We start from the raw sequence: 20,210 nt of genomic DNA, 5'->3' as shown, positions 1-20,210 counted from the left end.
TCCATGCGGGGTACGGCCGCCCGCGGACCGGGTTCCGGTCTCCGCACAGTCGCTTTCCCGCCCATGCTGCGACAATCGCAGTATGGACAGGCTCGACAGAGAAATCCTCTCCGTCCTCCAGGAGGATGCGCGGATCTCGTACCGAGACCTGGGCGTACGCGTGGGCCTCAGCGCCAACGCCGCGGGCGACCGGGTACGCCGCATGCGCCGTGACGGAGTCATCCGCGGCTTCACCGTCATCATCGACCCGGCCGCCGACACCCGCTCGGGCCTGGTCGTCTTCATCGATGTGTCCCTGCGCCTCGACACGACGAACGAGGAGTTCGAGCGCTCGGTGCTGATGCTGCCCGGCATCACGGAGGTGGTGCATGTGACGGGCGGCCACGACTACCTCGTCCGGGCGACGGCGGCGGACCCGGGCGCCCTGGACACGCTGCTGCGGCGGCTGAAACGTGAGGCGGGTGTCGCCCACTCCACCACCCGCATCGCCCTCAGAGCGGCGCCTGCCAGGTGACGGTCGGTGACCGCGCGCCGTCCTCCTCGCGCCCGTCGTCGGCGACCACCAGACGTACCGCCGCACCGCCCGTGGGCGTACGCACCGTCGCGTCCACCTCGACCTCGATGGTGTGGACCCCGGCCCTCCGGTGCGCGGCGGCCAGGGCGCCGCGCAGCGCGGCGAGCAGTTCCGTGTCGGCGGGTTCCCCGACGAGTGCGTCGACGGCCCCCGTGAAGTGCACCGACGGCTGAAAGCCGAGCACGGCCGCCGCGCCCCCCGTCTCGCGCAGGACCCGGCCGCGGAAGGTGGCGGGCACCTCGGCGGGCGGCTGCTGGAGGGCGAAGATCGTGGTCCGGACCTCCTGGATGGTGGAGTCGAGCTCGTCGACGGCCCTGCCGAGCAGTTCGTCCGTCTCCGGGGCCGTGAACCGGCGGCGCGTCGACTCCAGCATCATCTCGGTCGCGAACAGCCGCTGGACGACGAGGTCGTGCAGATCGCGGGCGATCCGGTCGCGGTCCTCGTAGACCGCGAGCTGCTCCCCGTTGTGCTGGGAGTCCGCGAGGACCAGGGCCAGGGCGGCGTGCGAGGCGAACTGTACGGCGAGCGTCCGCTCCACGGCCGAGTACGGGGGTTCACCGCGCCCGCGGGGCAGGGCGAGGGTGCCGATGAGCCGGCCCCCGCTCTGCAGCGGCAGCATCATGCTGGGGCCGAAACGGGACCGTACCGGCGTCGTCATCCGGGGATCGGACGCCGAGTCGTCGATGAAGACGGGTTCGCCGCCCAGGAGCTGGACGAGGACGGGGGAGCCGGGCTCGATGACCGTACCGACGATGCCGGCCGGGTCGTGGGGGGTGGAGGCCGTGACGATCTCCATCCCGCCCTCGGGGGTCGGCTGGAGGATCACCCCGGCGTAGGCCCCGGCCAGCACCCTGGCCCGCTCGGCGACCGTGCGCAGCGCGTCCGTGGCGTCGGCCCTGGTCAGCAGCGCCGTGGTCACGGCGGCGGCGCCCTCGATCCAGCGTTCCCGCTGGCGGGCCGCCTCGTAGAGGCGGGCGTTGCCGAGCGCGATGCCCGCCTGGGCGGCGAGGACCCGCAGCAGCCCCGTGTCGGTGCCGTCGAAGCGCCCGGAGCGCTTGTCCGCGAGGTAGAGGTTGCCGAACACCTCGTCGTGCACCCGGATCGGGACCCCGAGGAAGGATCGCATCGGAGGGTGCCCCGGCGGCACGCCGCAGGCACGCGGATCGGCGCTCACGTCGTCGCAGCGCAGCGGCTGCGGATCGTCGACGAGGAGACCGAGGACACCGTGGAGGCCGTCCGGGAGCCGGCCGATGCGCCGCCGTTCCGTGTCGGTCAGACCGGTCGTGTACAGCTCGGTGATGCGCTCGCTCGCGGGATCGAGGACGCCGAGCGCCCCGTAGCGTGCCTCGGTCAGGGCGGTGGCGGTGTCCACGATCTGCTGGAGCGTGGCGCGCTGGTCGAGATCCGCCCCGACGCTGAGCACCGCCTCCAGCAGCTCGGGCAGCCGGGGCGGCGCGGCGCGCCGGACTCCCGCCGCCTCGTCGTCCCGCCCGGAGTTCCGCTTCGTGACCCGCTCCGTGTCCTGCTTCGTGGCCTGCTCAGCGTCCCGCTTCGTGTCCTGTGCCGTGTCCGGCTCCGTGTCCTGTGCCGTGCACTCCCGGGGCATGCGCTCCCCCTTCGGCGCTGCCGGCTGTCAGCCGGCCAGCGGGTCGAGGACCATCGGATGGATCTTGCCTTCCAGCATGGCACCGAGACCGAGCACGGAGCACACGTCGGGCCGTTCGGCGATGTGCACGGGCATGCCCGTCGCATCGCGCAGCATCTGGTCGAGGCCGGGCAGCAGTGCGCTGCCGCCGACCATCATGATGCCGCAGTCCGCCAGGTCGGCCACCAGATCGGGCGGGCAGTCGCGCAGCACCTTGCCGAGCCCGTCGAGCACCGCGGTGAGCGGGGTGTGGATGGCCTGCCGGACTGCGGCGGTGTCGACCTGCACCGAGCGGGCCAGGCCGGTGGCCACGTCGCGGCCGTGGATCTCGGTCGTGGCGGGGCCCTTGGGCGTCAGGCCGTTGCCGCTGAGCGCCAGTTGCAGGGGGCGCACGGACTGGCTCGGGAGCATCAGCTCGTGATGCTGGCGCAGGTGCTGGATGATCGCGTGGTCGATGGCGTTACCACCGATCGGGATCCGCACGGCGGTCACGATCGACCCGAGAGAGAGCACCGCGATCTGGGTGGTGGCCGCCCCGCACACCATGATCATGGTGGCGGTCGGCAGCTCCACGGGCAGGCCGCAGCCGACGGCCGCCGCGATCAGGGTGTCGACCAGCTCGACCCGCCGGGCGCCGAGCCCGACGAGGGTCTCGACGGCGGCGCGCTGGGCGAGCGGATCGCTGTTGTGCGGGGTGCAGGCGGCGGCGCGCAGCCGGGGCTTGCGGCGCAACTGGCGGCGGAGTTTGTCGCCGAGCAGATGACGCAGCATGCGCTGGGCCATCTCGATGTCGACGACGGTCCCACCGGAGACCGGGCGGACCACCCGGATGTACGCGGGCGTCCGGCCGGTCATCTGTTCGGCGAGCGCGCCGACGGCGATGAGCGAACCGGTGCGGGTGTTCACGGCGGCGACACTCGGCTCGTCGACAACGAGCCCCAGCCCCTTGACGTACACACGGGTCCTCGCGGCCCCGAGATCGACGGCGATGTGGCAACGGCGCAACTGCTCAAGACTGACGGTCACGGCAGGTTCTCCCAAGAACGCTGGGACGGGGCACCGGCGGCAGCCGGTTCTCCTTGCATCGTTGCCCCCGGGGAGGCGTCGCGCGCGCTGGGATGAGCCGTAGGAGGGTACCGAGCTGACGGGGCACCAAGTCAGCCGGACAGCAGCCGCTGGAACAGCCCCCAGGTGAATTCCGCGACGTACGGCCGCCCGCTGCCGGGATCGGTGATCGCCAGCGCCCACCGGGTCGGCGCGCTGCCCTCCATCGGCCTGGCCGGCGCGAAGGCTCTGGCCACCTCGTCCACGGTGCACGACCAGGGGCGCAGATCCTCGACGGTGAGCAGCTCGGGGCCGGCCGCGTCCGGCGCGCGGACCAGCCACTCGTTCCATACGGCTCCGCCCGGCGCGGCCATCACCTCGAACCGGAGGCCGGGCCAGAGCGGCACCGGCCAGAACAGCACGTCGCACTCCAGATCGCCGACCTTGCGGCGTACGGAGCGCTCCGGCTCCCCGAGTACGGAGCGGTACCGGCGCAGCGTTCCCCGCCCCCGGGGCGCGCGCACCATGGCCTGCCAGCGGCGGTTCGCCTCCCGCATGTCGGCGAGCGAGGCGCTCAGCTCCTGCCGGGCCTCCTCGACGAGCTCCGGCTGGTGATCGGCCATCCGGCGCAGCAGGACGAGCTGGAATTCGAGCGGCCCGAACGGGGCGGGAGCGGTCATGCCGCCCATCCTCCCGTGTGTGCCGCGTATCGGAGCGGTGTCACCCGTATCGGACGCCCACGCCTCGGAGCAGCGGCTTCCACACACGATCCTCACCTGTGCGGCTTCCTCCGTTGAACTGCACACGTCTACTCTGCGGGCGCCATGGATTACTGCCGACCGTGCCGACGACACCTCAACGGCGCTCTGGCCTGTGCCGGGTGCGGAACCCCCGCCGAGGCGCTCGGCCCCTACGCCGTCCCCGCGTACTCCGGCCACGAACCGGAGCCGCGGGAGGAATCCCGCGAGCCCTCCGTGGCCGCGGGACGCCGCCGTCGTGCCGCCGAGCCCGTGCGCGGCCGGAGCGCCGGACGCGGTGCGGGAAGGCGCGGGGGGCGGAGCGGGAAGGAGGGCCGCGGCCGCCGCGGTCACCGGCGGCGGGGCCGTACGGCGCTGCTCGCGGTGCTGGGCGTGGTGCTCGCGGTCGGGGCGCTGGGTGTGACGCGGCTGGCCACCGCGCCGGAGGGGGACAGCGGCGCCGCGGACTATGTGCGCGAGTCCGTCACGACGGCCGAGCCCGCCCCGGAGCCCTCGTCGAGCCTCACCCCCGACCACCCGGCACCCCTGGAGAGCCCCACCGAGCGCCCCACCGAGCGCCCCACGACCCTGGCGGGCACCACCGGGACCGGCGCCGCGAAGCCCTCGGAGTCGGAGACGGAGGCGGCGTCCAGCTCCGGGCCCAGCGACTCCACCTCCCCGTCGGCCACGCCCTCGCCCTCCGGGTCCGCCTCCACGACCGCGGCACCCGTCCCCGACGGCAACGACGCGTCGACCGGTCCCTCGGGCCCCGCCGAGGAGCCGGCCCGGCCCACACCGCAGCCGCCCTCCGCCCCGGCCCCGCAGCCGACCGAGACGTGCGACTGGTTCCTGTGGTGGTGCACCTGACGGGCCGGCGCGCCCGCCGGAGGCCGTGACGTCACGGGGTCACGTCGACGCCCAGCATGCGGCGCAGCAGGTCCCGCAGCACGGTCCGCTCCGCGTCCGAGAGCCCGGCGAGGGGCTCACGGGCGAAGCCGAGGGCCTCGCGCAGCAGGCGCGCCGTCCCGATGCCCTCCTCGGTGGGGGCGGCCAGCTTCACCCGCCGGTCGGACGGGTCGGGCCGCCGCTCCACGAGGCCGCGGGCCTCCAGCCGGTCGACGATGCCGGTGATGTTCGACGGCTCGCACCGCAGCTTCCGGGCGATCTTCCGCATGGGCATCGGTTCCAGGGAGAGCAGCCCGAGCACCCTGGCCTGCGCGCCGGTGAGCGAGTGCGCGGCCGCCGCCCGCTCGTACTCCTCGTAGTAGCGCGCCACTACGGTGCCGATCAGCTCGACCACTTCGAGGGTCAGGGGGTCTGTGCGCGGGGTGGCCATGACACACAGGATACCCACTTGCTTGACAAGGTGAAATATTCAGGAGCATGGTTGTTTCACGTCATGAAGCATTTCCTGCTTCCCCCGGAAGGCATCTAGGAGACCCGAGCCCATGTCTGCAGCACTTCCCACCTCCAGCCGCGAATGGCACCTCGTCGCCCGCCCGAGCGGCTGGCCCGTGGCCGAGGACTTCGCGCTGCGTGAGGCCCCCGTCACCGCACCGGCCGAGGGCCGCGTTCTCGTCCGCAACCTGCACTTCTCGGTAGACCCCTACATGCGTGGCCGGATGAACGACGTGAAGTCGTACACCCCGCCCTTCAAGCTCGACCACCCCATGGACGGCGGTGCGGTCGGTGAGGTCATCGCCTCCAACGCCGAGGGCTTCGCCGTCGGCGACCACGTCCTGCACGGTCTCGGCTGGCGGGAGTACGCCGACGTCCCCGCCAAGCACGCGGTGAAGGTCGACGCCTCCCTCGCCCCGCTCTCCGCCTACCTCGGCGTGCTCGGGATGACCGGACTCACCGCCTACGCGGGCCTGTTCGAGGTCGCCTCCTTCAAGGAGGGCGACACCGTCTTCGTCTCCGGCGCGGCCGGTGCCGTCGGCAGCCAGGTGGGCCAGCTGGCGAAGATCAAGGGTGCCGCGCGGGTCATCGGCTCGGCGGGCTCCGACGAGAAGGTCAAGCTCCTCGTCGAGGAGTACGGCTTCGACGCCGCGTTCAACTACAAGAACGGGCCCGTCGGGCAGCAGCTGCGCGAAGCCGCCCCGGACGGGATCGACGTCTACTTCGACAACGTCGGCGGCGAGCACCTGGAGGCGGCGCTCTCCTCGTTCAACGTGCACGGCCGCGCCACCATCTGCGGAATGATCGCCCAGTACAACGCGACCGAGCCCACCGCCGCCCCGCGCAACCTCGCGCTGGTCATCGGCAAGCGGCTGCGCCTCCAGGGCATGCTCGTGGGCGACCACGCCGCGCTCCAGCCGCAGTTCGTGCGGGATGTCGCGGGCTGGCTGGCCTCCGGCGAGCTGAAGTACCGCGAGACCACCGTCGAGGGCATCGAGAACGGCTTCGAGGCGTTCCTCGGCCTGATGCGCGGCGAGAACACCGGCAAGATGATCGTCTCGCTGGTCTGACCGCCATCCGGCCGCTCCGGGCCACCCGTTAGGCTCTCCGGCAGGCCGTCGCGATCGTGGGCGCGAGTCGCGGCGCATCAGCAGGAGGAATCCTCGGCATGACCATCCAGCAGATAGACGTCGCCTACACCGCGATCGCCACTGCGGAGAACGGCCGTGACGGCCGTGTCTCCACTGACGACGGCAAGCTCGACGTCGTCGTCAACCCGCCGAAGGAAATGGGCGGCAGCGGAGCGGGCACCAACCCGGAGCAGCTCTTCGCGGCGGGCTACAGCGCCTGCTTCCAGGGCGCTCTCGGTGTGGTCGCCCGTCAGGAGAAGGCGGACGTCTCCGGCTCGACCGTGACCGCTTCGGTCGGCATCGGCAAGACCGGGGCGGGCGGCTTCGGCCTGGAGGTCGCGATCACCGCGACCATCCCGAACGTCGACCGGGCCACGGCCCAGTCGTTGATCGAGAAGGCCCACCGGGTCTGCCCGTACTCGAGCGCGACCCGCGGCAACATCAAGGTCGCCCTGTCGGCAGCCTGATCCGCACAACGCCCATAGGGCCGCACCCCGTCGTTTCGGGGGTGCGGCCCTTTGCCGTACCGCAGGGCGAAAGGTCACCTGACGGTGCTTCACCGTTCGGGATTTCGGCTGTTGTCCGAAACCTTCGCGTAACCCATTGACGCGCCGTTGAATCGATTTTACGGTCCGTCCGAAGTTACGAGCGCCATTCGAAATGTCGAACAGTAAGGGCAGGGCATGGGACGACCTGACCTCAACCGAAGGCAGCTGCTCAGCGGGCTCGGTGGGCTGACTGTGGCAGGAAGCTTCGGATTCGCGGCGACGGGCAGCGGGGCATCCGCACTCGCCTCCGGTGCGGACACGCGCGTGCGCTACTGGAATCTCTTCAGCGGCGGCGACGGCATCAACATGATCGCGATGCTGGACGCCTTCCGTGCGGCGAACCCCGGCATCGGTGTGAAGGACTCCACCCTCCAGTGGGGGAATCCGTACTACACCAAGCTGGCCATGGCGGCCGCGGGCAGCCGGGCTCCGGACCTGGGTGTCATGCATCTGGGCCGGATACCGGGCTTCGCGCCGGGGCGGCTGCTCGACGCCTTCGACGTCACGCTCCTCGCCGAACACGGCGTGCGCGAAGAGGACTTCAACCCGGTGCTGTGGAAACGCGGCGTGGTCGACGACAAGTTATACGGCCTGCCGCTCGACATCCACCCCCAGTTGAACTTCTACCGCAGGGACGTCTGCGAGAAGGCCGGGCTGACCGGCGACGACGGCAACCTGGTGCCTTTCGCCTCCACCCAGGAGTGGTTCGACGGGCTGAAGGCCGCCAAGAAGGCGGTCGGCGGCGGTCTGCAGACGCTCGGCCTGCACGCCGCGGACCAGAACTTCTGCTGGTGGTTCTTCCTCTCCTTCTACACCCAGCTCGGCGGCACCTGCGTCGGCTCCGACGGTATGAGCCTCACCTTCGACGAGGACAAGGCGACCGAGGTCCTGGAGTTCCTGCGCCGGCACGTCACCGACGGCTACACGACCGTCGGCGCGGCCGACGCCGAGACGTTCATCAACGGCTCCGCCTTCACCTGGGAGGGCGGCTGGTCGGTGCCGGTCTACGCGGGCGCCGGGCTGGACTACGGTGCGACACCGCTGCCGCCCGTCTTCGGGAAGGCCGCCACCCACACCGAGTCCCACTGCTTCGTGCTGCCGCACCAGCGCAGCCGCGGCGGGGCCGCGGACGAGGGTGCGCACCGGCTCGCCGCGTACGTCGTCCAGCACGCCGTCGACTGGGCGAAGGGCGGGCACATCCCCGCGTACACGCCGACGCTGACCGACAAGGCGTACCGGGCACTGAAACCGCAGTCCGAGTACGTCTCCGCCATGGACCACATGGCCGTCGAGCCACCGGTGTGGTTCGCCGGTTCCACCGGAATCCTCGCCCAGCGCGTCGGACCCGTCATCGCGGGCTCCAACCTCGGCTCGGTCAAGCCGGAGATGGCGGCCCGCCGGATGAGGGCCGTCCTGGAAAAGCTCCTCGCGATGAAGAACCCGATGGAAGGCAAGGCCGTCACCGAGGGAGGCGGAGCCGCATGAGCGCCGTCGAGACCGCTGTCCGGCCGGCCGTCGTACGTCCCGTCCGTGCCGCGGACACCGGGACGAGCCGGGCCCGCATCGGACGCGGGTTCCAGCACGGCGGCTGGTTCATCGCCCCGTTCCTCGCGCTGTTCGCGCTGTTCGTGGTCCTCCCGGTGGGGCGCGGGATCTGGCTGAGCTTCACCGACGCCAACATCTCCGGCGCCGACACCCGTTTCGTCGGACTCGACAACTACACCGAGGCGTTCCGCGACCCGCTGATGTGGGAATCCCTCGGCCACAGTGCGTACTTCACGCTTCTCGTCGTGCCGTGCATCGTCGTGGCCGCCTTCCTGATGGCGATGCTGGCGCACCACATCGACCACGCCAAGTGGCTCTGGCGGCTCTGCTTCTTCGCGCCCTTCCTGCTGCCGTCCGCCGTCGTCGGCAACCTGTGGCAATGGCTGTTCAACCCGGGCACCGGCATGGTCAACCACGTGCTGGGCCTGGACACCCCCTGGCTCACCGAGAAGTCCACCGCCATGATCGCCGTCGTCATCGCCACCCTGTGGTGGACGGTCGGCTTCAGCTTCCTGCTCTACCTCGCCGCACTGCAGAGCATCCCGCACCACCTCTACGAGGCGGCCGCGCTGGACGGCGCGAACGCCTGGCGGCGCATGGTGCACATCACCCTGCCGATGCTGCGCACCATCACCGGCCTCGTCATCACCCTCCAGGTCCTCGCCTCGCTCCAGGTCTTCGACCAGGTCGTCGTTATGTACGACTTCGGGTCCGGTCCCGAGGACAGCACCCGCACCTATGTGCAGTACGCCCTGGAAGAGGGCTTCACCAGCTATCGCGTGGGATACGCCTCCGCGATCTCCAACATCTTCTTCGTGATCATCGCGGTCCTCTCGCTGGGCCGGATGTGGCTGCTGCGCAAGCGTGAGGAGGGCGTGCGATGACCGCCGCCACGGTGACCCCCGGCAAGAGCGTCCGCAAGAAGTGGTCCGCGAGCCAGACCGTGCTCACCGCGCTCGGAGCCCTGCTCTCCGCGGTGTGGATGGCGCCGCTTCTCTGGACGCTGTTCACCTCGCTGAAGTCGGAGGCCGAGTCCGTCGCCATCCCGGTGCACTGGCTGCCGCGGGACTGGACCCTCCAGGCGTGGCGGAACGTGTTCGAGGCGGGGAACATCCCGACCTGGTTCGTCAATTCACTCGTCGTCTCGGTGTGCGTCACCGTCATCGTGCTGCTGGTCAGCGCCCTGGCGGGCTACGGGTTCGCCCGTACCGAGTTCCGCGGCAAGAACGCGGCCCTGGTCCTCGTCATGGCCGGTCTCATGGTGTCGCCCGCGATCCTCGGCGTCCCGCTGTTCAGCACCGTCCAGTCCCTCGGGATGGTCGACACCTACTGGGGCATGATCCTGCCGCAGTGCGCGCCCGCCGCGATGGTCTACATCCTCTACAAGTTCTTCCAGTCCATCCCGCGCGAACTGGAGGAGGCGGCGTTCATCGACGGCGCCGGACGCTGGCGGGTCTTCTTCACCATCGTGCTGCCGCTGTCGAAACCCGCCCTGTCCGCGGTCGGCATCTTCACGTTCATCGCGTCCTGGAACAACTTCCTGTGGCCGTACATGGTGACCACCGACCCCGACCTGATGACCATGCCGAACGGCATCGCCACCGTCATGAACTCCTACGGGATCCAGTGGGCCCAGCTGATGGCGGGCGGCCTGATCGCCGGTCTTCCGCTGGTCATCGTCTTCGTCTTCTTCCAGCGGCAGATCGTCAGTGGCGTGGCCCACACGGGCCTCGCCGGACAGTAGGAGAACCGTGTTACGCACCCGAGCCGTGGCAGCCCTCGCCGTCGTCGTCGGCGTACTCCTCGCGACGCTGCCCTCGGCGGCGACGGCCACCGCCTACCCCGACCCGCAGACCGTCACCGGCGACACCGCCATCCACGACCCGACGATGATCCGTCTGAAGGACGGCAGTTACGTCGCCTACTCCACCCACGGCCGCCTGGAGGCCCGTGTCTCGAAGGACCGCACCCACTGGGAGCGGGCGGCCGTCGACGCCTTCGCCACCCCGCCCGCCTGGTGGTACGCGTACAACGACACCGCCGACCCGTGGGCGCCGGAGATCACCTACCGGGCGGGCACGTACTGGCTGTACTACTCCCTGTCCTCCTGGGGCTCCAACCACTCCGCGATCGGCGTCGCGACGTCCGCGTCCGGCCGGCCCGGCACCTGGACCGACCGCGGCAAGGTCTTCGCCAGCGAGACCGGCGACGCGTGGAACGCCATCGACCCGTACGTCGTCGAGGACGGCGACCAGCTGTGGATGGCCTTCGGTTCGTACTGGTCGGGCATCCGCATGATCAGGCTCGACCCGCGTACGGGGAAGGCGCACACGGCCGACACGGCCGTCCGCCACCTCGCGACCCGCCCCGACCTGCCGTACGCGGTGGAGGCGCCGGCGATCGTCAAGCACGGTGCGTACTGGTACCTGTTCAACTCCTACGACGCCTGCTGCTCCGGACTGAGCGCCACCTACAAGATCAAGGTGGGCCGCGCCACCTCACTCACCGGCCCGTACACCGACAGCGGCGGCACGCCCATGCTCCGGGGCGGCGGCGATCTGCTGCTCGCCGGACACGGCAGGTACATCGGCCCCGGCGGCCAGTCGCTGATGAGGGACCGGGGCGCCGACGTGCTCGTGCACCACTACTACGACGGCGAGGACGACGGCGCGCCCAAGCTCGGCCTGAACGAGCTGCGCTGGGGCGAGGACGGCTGGCCGTCCGTTGTCTGAGACCCCGTGCCCGGTAGACCGACGCCCGCCCTTCCGCACACACATGACGAGGGAATCATGACCCGACCCGCACGCTTCACCCTGCACCCCTCCTTCACCGTCGGTGAGGTGAACCCCCGCCTCTTCGGCTCCTTCGTCGAGCACCTCGGACGCTGCGTCTACACCGGCATCCACGAGCCCGGCCACCCCACCGCGGACGAGGCCGGCCTGCGCGGCGACGTGCTGGAACTGATCCGTGAGCTCGGCCCCACGGCCATCCGCTACCCCGGCGGGAACTTCGTCTCCGGATACCGCTGGGAGGACAGCGTCGGCCCCGTCGAGGACCGCCCGCGCCGCCTCGATCTGGCCTGGCGGACCACCGAGTCCAACCGTTTCGGGCTGAGCGAATTCGTCGACTTCGTACGGAAGGCCGGCCCGGAGGCCGAGACGATGATGGCGGTCAATCTCGGCACGCGGGGTGTGGCCGAGGCCATCGAGCTCCAGGAGTACGCCAACCACCCGGGCGGCACCGCGCTGTCGGACCGGCGCGTCGAGCACGGCGACAAGGACCCCTTCGGCATCAGGCTGTGGTGTCTCGGCAACGAGATGGACGGCCCCTGGCAGACCGGCCACAAGACGGCCGGGGAGTACGCCCGCGTGGCGGCGGAGACCGCCCGGGCGATGCGCCGGCTCGACCCGGACGTGGAGCTCGTGGCCTGCGGTTCCTCCGGCTCCTCGATGGACACCTTCGCCGAGTGGGAGGCGACGGTGCTCGAGGAGACGTACGACCTGGTCGACCTCGTCTCCATGCACGCCTACTACTGGGAGACCGACGGCGACCGGGACTCCTTCCTGGCCTCCGCCGTGGACATGGAGTCGTTCATCGAGAACGTCGTCGCCACCTGTGACCACGTGGGCGCGCGGCTCAAGTCCAAGAAGAAGATCAACATCTCCTTCGACGAGTGGAACGTCTGGTACCTGGACAGGCCCAACCCGAGCGACTTCGAGGAGTGGCAGGAGGCCCCCCGCCTCCTGGAGGACGTCTACTCGGTCACCGACGCCGTCGTCTTCGGCTCGCTGCTGATCGCCCTGCTCCGGCACGCGGACCGGGTGGCGGTCGCCTGTCTCGCCCAGCTGGTCAACGTCATCGCCCCGATCATGACCGAGCCGGGCGGCCCCGCGTGGCGGCAGACCACGTTCTTCCCCTTCGCCCAGGCCGCCAGGCACGGGCGGGGACAGGTCCTCGACGTCCGGGTGGACTCGCCCACGTACGAGACGGCGAAGTACGGCGAGGCGGACCTGCTGCACGCCACGGCGGTACGCGGCGAGGACGGCTCCGTCACCGTGTTCGCGGTCAACCGCAGCCAGACCGGGTCCCTGCCGCTGGAGGTCGCTCTGCACGGCCTCGGCCTGACCGGCGTCGCCGAGCACAGCGTCCTCGCCGACGCGGACCCGGAGGCACGGAACACACGGGACGAGCCCGCCCGTGTCGTCCCGCACCCCGCCGAGGGCACCACGCTCACCGGTTCCTCGCTGACGGCCACCCTGGAGCCGATGTCCTGGAACATGATCCGGCTGGTCTGACGGAGTGGGCGGCGGCAGAACAGGAGCGGCGCCCCCCCGTGTACAGGGGGCGCCGCTCCTGATGCCCGACCTCCTTCTGTGCGAAGGGTGGTTACGAGCCGGCCTTGCGCTTGTTCCAGACGTCGAAGCCCACCGCGGCGAGCAGCACGAGCCCCTTGATGACCTGCTGGTAGTCGGTTCCGATCCCGACCAGCGACATCCCGTTGTTGAGGACGCCGAGGACCAGCCCGCCGATCACGGCCCCCATCACCGTGCCGACGCCGCCGCTCATCGACGCGCCACCGATGAACGCCGCCGCGATGGCCTCCAGTTCGAAGTTGAGGCCCGCCTGCGGGGTACCCGCGTTGAGCCGGGCCGCGTAGACGCAGCCCGCGAGCGCCGCGAGGACGCCCATGTTGACGAAGACGAGGAAGGTGACCTTCTTGTCCTTGACCCCCGAGAGCATCGCCGCGGCCTTGTTGCCGCCGAGCGCGTACACATGGCGGCCGACGACCGCGTTGCGCATGACGTAACCGAGGCCGAGCAGCAGCGCGCACATGATCAGCATCACCACGGGCACGCCGTGGAAGCTGGCGAGCGTCAGGGTGAAGGCGACGATCGCGGCGGTCATCGCCACGCACTTCGCCGCCCACAGGCCGGCCGGGAGCACCTCCAGCTCGTACTCCAACTGGCGCTTGCGGTCCCGCCATTCGCGAAGGAGGAGGAAGGCGATCGTGGCCAGGCCGATCAGGAGCGTCGGGTTGTGATACTGCGTGTACGGGCCCATCTCCGGGATGAAGCCCTTGGCGATCTTCTGGAAGCCCTCCGGGAACGGCGACAGGGACTGGCCCCCGAGCACGATCTGCGTCAGACCGCGGAAGAGCAGCATCCCGGCCAGCGTCACGATGAACGACGGGATGCCGAGATACGCGATGAAGTAGCCCTGCCAGGCCCCGGCCGCCGCGCCGATCAGCAGCGAGAGGACGAGCGCGAGGACCCAGGGCATGTCGTGTTTGACCATCATCACCGCCGACATGGCGCCGACGAAGGCCACCAGCGAGCCGACGGACAGATCGATGTGACCGGAGATGATCACGATCATCATGCCGATCGCCAGGATGAGGATGTAGCCGTTCTGCTGGATCAGGTTGGAGACGTTGTTCGGCAGCAGCAGCGTGCCGTCGGTCCATATCTGGAACAGCACGACGATGAAGACGAGGGCGATGAGCATGCCGTACTGGCGCATGTTCGTCCGCACGCTCTGTGCGAGCACACGCAGGGCGGGCTGTGTCACGGACGGCGAGGTGGCGTCCTTGGGTGGTGTGGCGGTGGTCCTCATGGCGGCCTCAGCTTCTGTTCTCTGATGTCTGGCGCGTCATCCGGCGCATCAGGGCTTCCTGGGTGGCGTCGGCCCGGTCGATCTCACCGGTCAGCCGGCCTTCGGCCATCGTGTAGATCCGGTCGCACATGCCGAGGAGTTCGGGCAGCTCCGAGGAGATGAAGAGCACTGCCTTGCCGTCGGCCGCGAGCTTGTCGATGACGCTGTAGATCTCGAATTTCGCCCCGACGTCGATCCCCCGGGTGGGCTCGTCGAGGATCAGTACCTCGGGGTCGGCATGGACCCACTTGCTCAGCACGACCTTCTGCTGGTTGCCGCCGGAGAGCCGGCCCACCTGCTCGAAGACCGTGGGCGCCTTGATGTTCATCGAGGCGCGGTAGCGCTCGGACACCCGGCGCTCGTGGTGCTCGTCGACGATGCCGCGTCTGGCCATGCCGGGCAGCGAGGCCAGCGAGATGTTGCGGTTGATGTTGTCGATGAGGTTCAGGCCGTACGTCTTGCGGTCCTCGGTGACGTACGCGATGCCCGCCGCGACCGCCTCCGGCACGGTCTTCGTACGGACCGGCCTGCCGTTGACCTCCACGTCCCCGGCGACGTAACTCCCGTACGAGCGGCCGAACACCGACATGGCCAGCTCGGTGCGGCCCGCGCCCATCAGGCCCGCGATCCCGACGATCTCACCCCGGCGCACGGTCAGCGAGACGTCGTCGACGACCTTGCGCTGGTGGTCGACGGGGTGCCGGACGGTCCAGCCGCTCACCGTGAGCGCAGTACCCTGCTCGCCCTCGTACCTGGTGCGTTCGGGGAAGCGGTGGTCGAGGTCGCGGCCGACCATGCCGCGGATGATGCGGTCCTCCGACAGCTCCGGCTCGGCTTCCGCGTTCTCCCGCACGGTCAGCGTCTCGATGGTCCGCCCGTCGCGCAGGATCGTCACCGAGTCGGCGATCTCCCGGATCTCGGTCAGCTTGTGGGAGATGATGATGCTGGCGATGCCCTGCTCGCGCAGCTCCCGGATGAGGCCGAGCAGCTTCGCGCTGTCCTCGTCGTTGAGCGCGGCGGTCGGCTCGTCCAGGATGAGCAGCTTCACCTCCTTCGACAGGGCCTTGGCGATCTCCACCAACTGCTGCTTGCCGACACCGATGTCCGAGATCGGGGTCTGTGGATTGTCAGGCAGGCCCACCCGCCTGAGCAGCCGCGACGCCTCGCGCAGCGTGCCGTTCCAGTCGATGAAGCCCCGCCTGCTCCGCTGTTCGTTGCCGAGGAAGATGTTCTCGGCGATCGACAGATGGGGGACGAGCGCCAGTTCCTGGTGGATGATCACGATCCCGTGCCGCTCGCTGGCCCGGATGTCCTTGAACGCGACGGGCTCGCCCTCGAAGCGGATCTCGCCCTCGTAACTGCCGTGCGGGTGAACCCCGCTGAGGACCTTCATCAGGGTGGACTTGCCGGCCCCGTTCTCGCCGCAGATCGCGTGGATCTCCCCGGCCCGCACGGTCAGGTTCACCTCGGAGAGCGCCGTGACCCCGGGGAAGGTCTTGGTGATGGAGCGCATCTCCAGTGCGGGGCGGCTCACTTGAGCTGCCCGGCGGTGAAGTACCCCTCGTCGACGAGGAGCTGGGTGTTGGACTTGTCGATGGAGACGGGCTTCAGCAGGTACGACGGTACGGTCTTCACGCCGTTGTTGTAGTCGCTCACGTTGTTGACCTCGGGCTTCTTCCCGGTGAGGACCGCGTCGCCCATCTGCACGGCCTGCTTGGCGAGTTCGCGGGTGTCCTTGAAGACCGTCTGGGTCTGTTCGCCCGCGATGATCGACTTGATGGAGGCGAGCTCGGCGTCCTGCCCGGTGACCACCGGCAGGTCGTCGCCGTCGTAGCCGGCGCTCTTGAGGGCCGAGATGATGCCGATCGAGATGCCGTCGTACGGCGAGAGGACCGCGTCGACCTTCTCGGTGCCGTAGCTCTTGCTGATCAGGTCGTCCATCCGCTTCTGCGCGGTGCCGCCGTCCCAGCGCAGCGTGGTGGCCTGGTTGAGCTTCGTCTGCCTGCTGCGGACCACGAGCTGCCCGGACTCCAGGTACGGAGTGAGCACCTTCATGGCGCCGTTCCAGAAGTACTTCGTGTTGTTGTCGTCGGGCGACCCGGCGAACAGCTCGATGTTGTACGACTCGCCTGAACCCTTCTCCGGCTCCTTCAGCCCCATCCGGTCCAGGATGTACCGGCCCTGGAGCTCGCCGACCTTCTCGTTGTCGAAGGAGGCGTAGTAGTCGATGTACTTCGTGCCCGTGATGAGGCGGTCGTAGGAGATGACGGGGATGCGCGCGTCGTGCGCCTTCTGCAGGACGTCGGAGAGTGCGGAGCCGTCGATCGCGCCGACGACGAGCAGCCGGTGGCCCTTGGTGATCATGTTCTCCAGCTGGGCGACCTGGTTCTCGACCTTGTCGTCGCCGTACTGGAGGTCGGTCTTGTAACCGGCCTTCTTGAACTGGGTGGCCATGTTCTGGCCGTCGGCTATCCAGCGCTCCGACGCCTTGGTCGGCATGGCAAGGCCGATGGTTCCGCCCTTGGCGTCGTCGGCCCGGTAGCGGCTGCCACCCCTGGCCTCCTGGCCGCAGGCGGTCAGAACGAGCCCCAGGGTGACGGCGGTTGCGGCTACGGCGGCTCCGCGTACACGCATCGTGATCAGCGCCTCTCAGTGGTTCAGGACAGTCATGGGCCGGTCGGGAAGCGGTGCAGCTCGCCCGGCAGCCGGGAGCCGAGCGGTGACATGCCGCCGTCGGCACCGTGCCGGGCGAGCAGGTCGAGTACGAGCCGCCCGCGGCGGACCCGCTCCCGCGCGGTGGCGAGCGCGAGCTCCCGCACCTGCCTGCCGTACGGGTAGATGCCGGGCGACTTGCTGAGCCCGAACTTCAGGTAGAGCGGGGCGCCGCGCCGGATCAGCTCGGCCGCCTCGTACATCCGGACGTATCCGCCGAGGTCGTCCGGTGCCTCGACGTACAGGTCGAGGGGGACGCGGCTGGCCCGCCGGATCTCCGTGAAGTGGGCGAGCGTCAGGTCGGAGGGCACGTTGACCGAGTCGGCGCCGAGCCGCTCCTGGACCTGTACGGCGGCCGGGTTCACCGCGCCGATCAGTGCGGACACCTTGAGCGTGGTGCCGGCGGGCAGCAGCCCTTCGTTCCGCATCCGGTGCAGGGTCCACAGGACCCCTTCGTCGGCGATGAGCAGGCACTTCACGCCCAGCTCGGTCGCCCTCACGGCATCCTCGACACAGCCGGCCAGGGCATCGTGCCCACGGGCCCGCAGGCCCGCGCCGCCGGAGTCCGTGCGCGTGGACGCGCCGGTGTCCCAGGTGCCGCGCGGTCCGGTGAACAGGCACAGCTCGACGCCGCGTTCGGCGCAGCCCGCCACCATCTCGCTGATCTCGGCATCGGTCAGCATCCAGACACCGCTGCCCTGGCTGATCCGGTGCACGGGGACGTCGAGCTCGGTGGACTCCTTCAGGACGACGGAGAGCGCCTCCGGACCCTCCACGGACGGAATCTCGGTACGCCAGCTGCCACCGTCGGGGAAGACATGGGGCGAGGCGTCGGCGGGGGACAGGGCCGCCGCGCCGAGGCCGAGCGCGGTGAGCGCGGAGTCGCCGGGGCGGCGCGGGCCGGGGGGAGAAGCTGTGGCGTCGTTCACGGCTGGTCCTTCATATTCGAGAGCTCGGAACAAGGACAGGTTGGGTGTACGCCGGTACGGGGGGTCGTCGTTCGCCTCCGTACCGGCGTACGGATCAGGGCGGAGCCACCGTCACGGGCGCAACAGCACCTTGCCGGTCTCCGGGTCCCCGGCGCCGACGAGGGCCACGGCCTCCGCGAACCGTTCCAGCGGGAACTCGTGGGTGATCAGCGGCGCCGGATCCAGGAGCCCGGCGGTGAACGCCCGCACCGCGTACGACCAGGCCGCCGACGGTGCGCCGAACACGCTGCGCACGGTCAGCTGGCTCAGCGACAGGTGCACCGGGTCGATGCCCACGGCCCCCGGCGTGAACATGCCCGTGAGCACCACGCGCCCGCCGCGCCGCGCCAGCAGGCACGCGTCGGCTGCGGTGGTCGCCGCGCCCGCGGTCTCCACGACCAGGTCGTAGCGGCCCCGGACCTCCTCGGCCTGCTTCGGGGTGCGGGTGTCGCCCGCCCCGAAGTCCACGGCCAGGGAAGCCCGTTCCTCCCGCGGGTCGATCACGGTGAGCTCGCCGGGCGACACGGCGGCCAGGAGCTGCACGGCGAGCAGCCCCAGCGTGCCCGCACCCACCACCGCGATGCGCTCGCCGGGCTCGGGCGCCCCCGCCCGTACCGCGGCGGCGACCACCGCGGCCGGCTCCAGCAGGGCGGCGGCCCGCAGATCGGCGTCGTCGGCCAGCAGGTGCAGCAGCCGGGCCGGGACCACGAGGTGGTCGGCGAAGGCGCCGGGGCGGGTGAAGCCCGTCTCGTCGTACCCGGCCGTGCACAGCGAGGTCTCCCCGCAGCGGCACCGCTCGCACTGCCCGCAGGCCCGGAACCCCTCCGCGACCGTCCGCCGGCCGGTCAGCGCCGGGTCGACACCCTGGCCCACCGCGTCGACGGTCCCGGCCCACTCGTGTCCCGGCACCATCGGATAGCGGACGTAGGCCGGGTCGCGACGCCCGTCGTACACCTCGCGGTCGCTCATGCAGATCCCGGCCGCGGCGACCCGCACCCTGACCTCGCCGGGCCCCGGCTCGGGCAGGGGGCCCGTGGCGAGGCGGTGCTGCCCCGGCCGGTCGACGACCAGCGAGCGTGAGAGGGCACTCACTTGGGCTGCCTCTTCTCCCAGCCCTCGGCCCACAGGTCGAACCGGGCCTGCTGCTGCGGGAACTCGGCCGCGGCGTCCACATCGAGCTCCACGCCGAGCCCGGGGGCGTGCGACAGCTCGAAGCAGCCGGTGGCGGGGTCGACCTGCGGGGCGCCCTTCACGACCTTCTTGATGTCGGCGTCCGCGAAGTCGTTGAAGTGTTCAAGGATCTTGAAGTTCGGTGTGCAGCCGGCCAGCTGGAGACTGGCGGCGGTCAGTACGGAGCCGCCCACGTTGTGCGGGGCGACCAGCGTGTAGTGGGTCTCGGCGGTCGCGGCGAGCTTGCGGGCCTCCAGGATGCCGCCGATGTGGCCGATGTCCGGCTGGATGATGTCGGCGGCCTGCGACTCGAAGAGCTCGCGGAACTCGATCCGGTCGTGGATGCGCTCGCCGGTCGCGATCGGCAGATCGACCTTCTCGGCGACCTTGCTCAGCGCCTTGAGGTTCTCCGGCGGCACCGGCTCCTCCAGCCACGCGGGCCGGAACGGCGCCATCTCGCGGGCGATCCGCACGGCGGTCGAGGGGCTGAACCGGCCGTGCATCTCCAGCATCAGCTCGGTGTCGGGGCCGATGGCGTCCCGTACGGCCTCGATGAGGGACACCGCGTACCGGGTCTCCTCCTGCCCCAGCTCGAAGTGGCCCGTACCGAACGGGTCGATCTTCAGCGCGCGGTACCCGCGCTCGACGACCGCCTGTGCGGCCTTGTGGTACGCCTCCGGGGTCCGCTCGGTGGTGTACCACCCGTTCGCGTACGCCTTGACCCGGTCGGTGACCTTTCCGCCGAGCAGCTGCCAGACCGGGACGCCCAGCGCCTTGCCCTTGATGTCCCAGCACGCCATCTCGACGACCGCGATGCCGGACATGACGATCTCCCCGGCCCGCCCGTAGTCGCCGTACTTCATGCGGCGTACGAGGTCCTCCACCGCGAACGGATCGGAGCCGGTGACGTGGTTCGCCGCAGCCTCGTGCAGATACCCGACCAGCGCGTCCGTACGTCCGAGCATCCGGGTCTCCCCGACGCCGGTGAGGCCCTCATCGGTGTGAACCTGGACGTAGGTGAGGTTGCGCCATGGTGTGCCGACGACATGCGTGCTGATTCCGGTGATGCGCACGGAAGAACGCCTCT

19 protein-coding genes are annotated in these 20,210 nt (G+C 70.3%); 9 read left to right on the top strand and 10 right to left on the bottom strand.

The window, feature by feature from the left end:
• Positions 1–82 precede the first annotated feature (82 nt).
• Entirely contained in the window at positions 83–514 is a 432-nt protein-coding gene (locus ACFWSK_RS22340) for an Lrp/AsnC family transcriptional regulator (RefSeq protein ID WP_383788941.1), read from the top strand.
• On the opposite strand, the gene ACFWSK_RS22335 is transcribed toward ACFWSK_RS22340, so the two are convergent.
• The 3 genes from ACFWSK_RS22335 to ACFWSK_RS22325 form a co-directional block, all read right to left on the bottom strand.
• Entirely contained in the window at positions 492–2,180 is a 1,689-nt protein-coding gene (locus ACFWSK_RS22335) for a GAF domain-containing protein (RefSeq protein ID WP_383788938.1), read from the bottom strand. The two genes, ACFWSK_RS22340 and ACFWSK_RS22335, sit on opposite strands and share 23 nt — an antisense overlap.
• 27 nt (positions 2,181–2,207) lie before the next feature.
• Positions 2,208–3,245: a rod shape-determining protein gene (locus tag ACFWSK_RS22330; RefSeq protein WP_383788935.1), complete on the bottom strand. Its 1,038-nt coding sequence runs from the start codon at positions 3,243–3,245 to the stop codon at positions 2,208–2,210.
• A gap of 131 nt (positions 3,246–3,376) precedes the next feature.
• Positions 3,377–3,943, bottom strand: coding sequence for a hypothetical protein (locus ACFWSK_RS22325; RefSeq protein WP_383788932.1), 567 nt, complete (start codon positions 3,941–3,943; stop codon positions 3,377–3,379).
• Between the two features lie 144 nt (positions 3,944–4,087).
• Between ACFWSK_RS22325 and ACFWSK_RS22320 the strand changes: the two genes are divergently transcribed.
• A complete protein-coding gene (locus ACFWSK_RS22320; RefSeq protein WP_383788930.1) occupies positions 4,088–4,867 on the top strand; it encodes a hypothetical protein in 780 nt (259 codons plus the stop codon).
• A gap of 31 nt (positions 4,868–4,898) precedes the next feature.
• Here ACFWSK_RS22320 and ACFWSK_RS22315 read toward each other — a convergent pair whose 3' ends face one another.
• Positions 4,899–5,336, bottom strand: a complete 438-nt coding sequence (locus ACFWSK_RS22315) for a MarR family winged helix-turn-helix transcriptional regulator (RefSeq protein ID WP_383788927.1) — start codon at positions 5,334–5,336, stop codon at positions 4,899–4,901.
• Positions 5,337–5,448: 112 nt separating this feature from the next.
• On the opposite strand from ACFWSK_RS22315, the gene ACFWSK_RS22310 reads away from it, so the two are divergent.
• From ACFWSK_RS22310 to ACFWSK_RS22280, 7 genes are all read left to right on the top strand, one after another.
• Positions 5,449–6,468, top strand: a complete 1,020-nt coding sequence (locus tag ACFWSK_RS22310) for an NADP-dependent oxidoreductase (protein WP_383788925.1) — start codon at positions 5,449–5,451, stop codon at positions 6,466–6,468.
• A gap of 98 nt (positions 6,469–6,566) precedes the next feature.
• Positions 6,567–6,995 (top strand): organic hydroperoxide resistance protein, encoded by a 429-nt coding sequence (locus tag ACFWSK_RS22305; RefSeq protein WP_383788922.1) that lies wholly within the window; start codon positions 6,567–6,569, stop codon positions 6,993–6,995.
• A 216-nt stretch (positions 6,996–7,211) separates the two neighbouring features.
• Complete coding sequence (locus tag ACFWSK_RS22300; RefSeq protein WP_383788919.1) at positions 7,212–8,561, top strand: extracellular solute-binding protein; 1,350 nt, start codon at positions 7,212–7,214, stop codon at positions 8,559–8,561.
• Positions 8,558–9,505 carry a carbohydrate ABC transporter permease gene (locus tag ACFWSK_RS22295; RefSeq protein ID WP_383788916.1) on the top strand — a complete coding sequence of 316 codons (948 nt, stop codon included), beginning with the start codon at positions 8,558–8,560 and terminating at the stop codon, positions 9,503–9,505. Before ACFWSK_RS22300 ends, ACFWSK_RS22295 begins: the two co-directional genes overlap by 4 nt.
• On the top strand, positions 9,502–10,365 hold the full coding sequence (locus ACFWSK_RS22290; protein WP_383788913.1) for a carbohydrate ABC transporter permease: 864 nt from the start codon (positions 9,502–9,504) through the stop codon (positions 10,363–10,365). Before ACFWSK_RS22295 ends, ACFWSK_RS22290 begins: the two co-directional genes overlap by 4 nt.
• Positions 10,366–10,372: 7 nt before the next feature.
• On the top strand, positions 10,373–11,353 hold the full coding sequence (locus tag ACFWSK_RS22285; RefSeq protein WP_383788910.1) for an arabinan endo-1,5-alpha-L-arabinosidase: 981 nt from the start codon (positions 10,373–10,375) through the stop codon (positions 11,351–11,353).
• Between the two features lie 57 nt (positions 11,354–11,410).
• The gene (locus ACFWSK_RS22280) at positions 11,411–12,916 is read left to right on the top strand and encodes an alpha-N-arabinofuranosidase (protein WP_383788907.1); all 1,506 of its coding nucleotides are present in this window, start codon (positions 11,411–11,413) and stop codon (positions 12,914–12,916) included.
• Between the two features lie 91 nt (positions 12,917–13,007).
• Here the strand turns inward: ACFWSK_RS22280 and mmsB are convergent, their stop codons facing one another.
• From mmsB to ACFWSK_RS22250, 6 genes are all read right to left on the bottom strand, one after another.
• Positions 13,008–14,234 (bottom strand): multiple monosaccharide ABC transporter permease, encoded by a 1,227-nt coding sequence (mmsB, locus tag ACFWSK_RS22275; protein ID WP_383788904.1) that lies wholly within the window; start codon positions 14,232–14,234, stop codon positions 13,008–13,010.
• A 7-nt stretch (positions 14,235–14,241) separates the two neighbouring features.
• Entirely contained in the window at positions 14,242–15,786 is a 1,545-nt protein-coding gene (gene mmsA / locus ACFWSK_RS22270) for a multiple monosaccharide ABC transporter ATP-binding protein (RefSeq protein WP_383789054.1), read from the bottom strand.
• A 17-nt stretch (positions 15,787–15,803) separates the two neighbouring features.
• Positions 15,804–16,907, bottom strand: a complete 1,104-nt coding sequence (gene chvE, locus ACFWSK_RS22265; protein ID WP_383788902.1) for a multiple monosaccharide ABC transporter substrate-binding protein — start codon at positions 16,905–16,907, stop codon at positions 15,804–15,806.
• 32 nt (positions 16,908–16,939) lie between these two features.
• The gene (locus ACFWSK_RS22260; protein ID WP_383788899.1) at positions 16,940–17,914 is read right to left on the bottom strand and encodes a hypothetical protein; all 975 of its coding nucleotides are present in this window, start codon (positions 17,912–17,914) and stop codon (positions 16,940–16,942) included.
• 111 nt (positions 17,915–18,025) lie between these two features.
• Positions 18,026–19,045 carry a zinc-binding dehydrogenase gene (locus tag ACFWSK_RS22255; RefSeq protein ID WP_383788896.1) on the bottom strand — a complete coding sequence of 340 codons (1,020 nt, stop codon included), beginning with the start codon at positions 19,043–19,045 and terminating at the stop codon, positions 18,026–18,028.
• Positions 19,042–20,196, bottom strand: coding sequence for a mandelate racemase/muconate lactonizing enzyme family protein (locus ACFWSK_RS22250; RefSeq protein WP_383788894.1), 1,155 nt, complete (start codon positions 20,194–20,196; stop codon positions 19,042–19,044). The genes ACFWSK_RS22255 and ACFWSK_RS22250 overlap by 4 nt, the downstream gene beginning before the upstream one ends.
• Between the last annotated feature and the right edge of the window lie 14 nt (positions 20,197–20,210).

Origin of the sequence: Streptomyces sp. NPDC058620 (assembly GCF_042717135.1) — a bacterium.
Lineage (GTDB): Bacteria > Actinomycetota > Actinomycetes > Streptomycetales > Streptomycetaceae > Streptomyces.
Note: the sequence above shows the minus strand (reverse complement) of the source record. Positions and strands in the feature narration are given on the sequence as shown.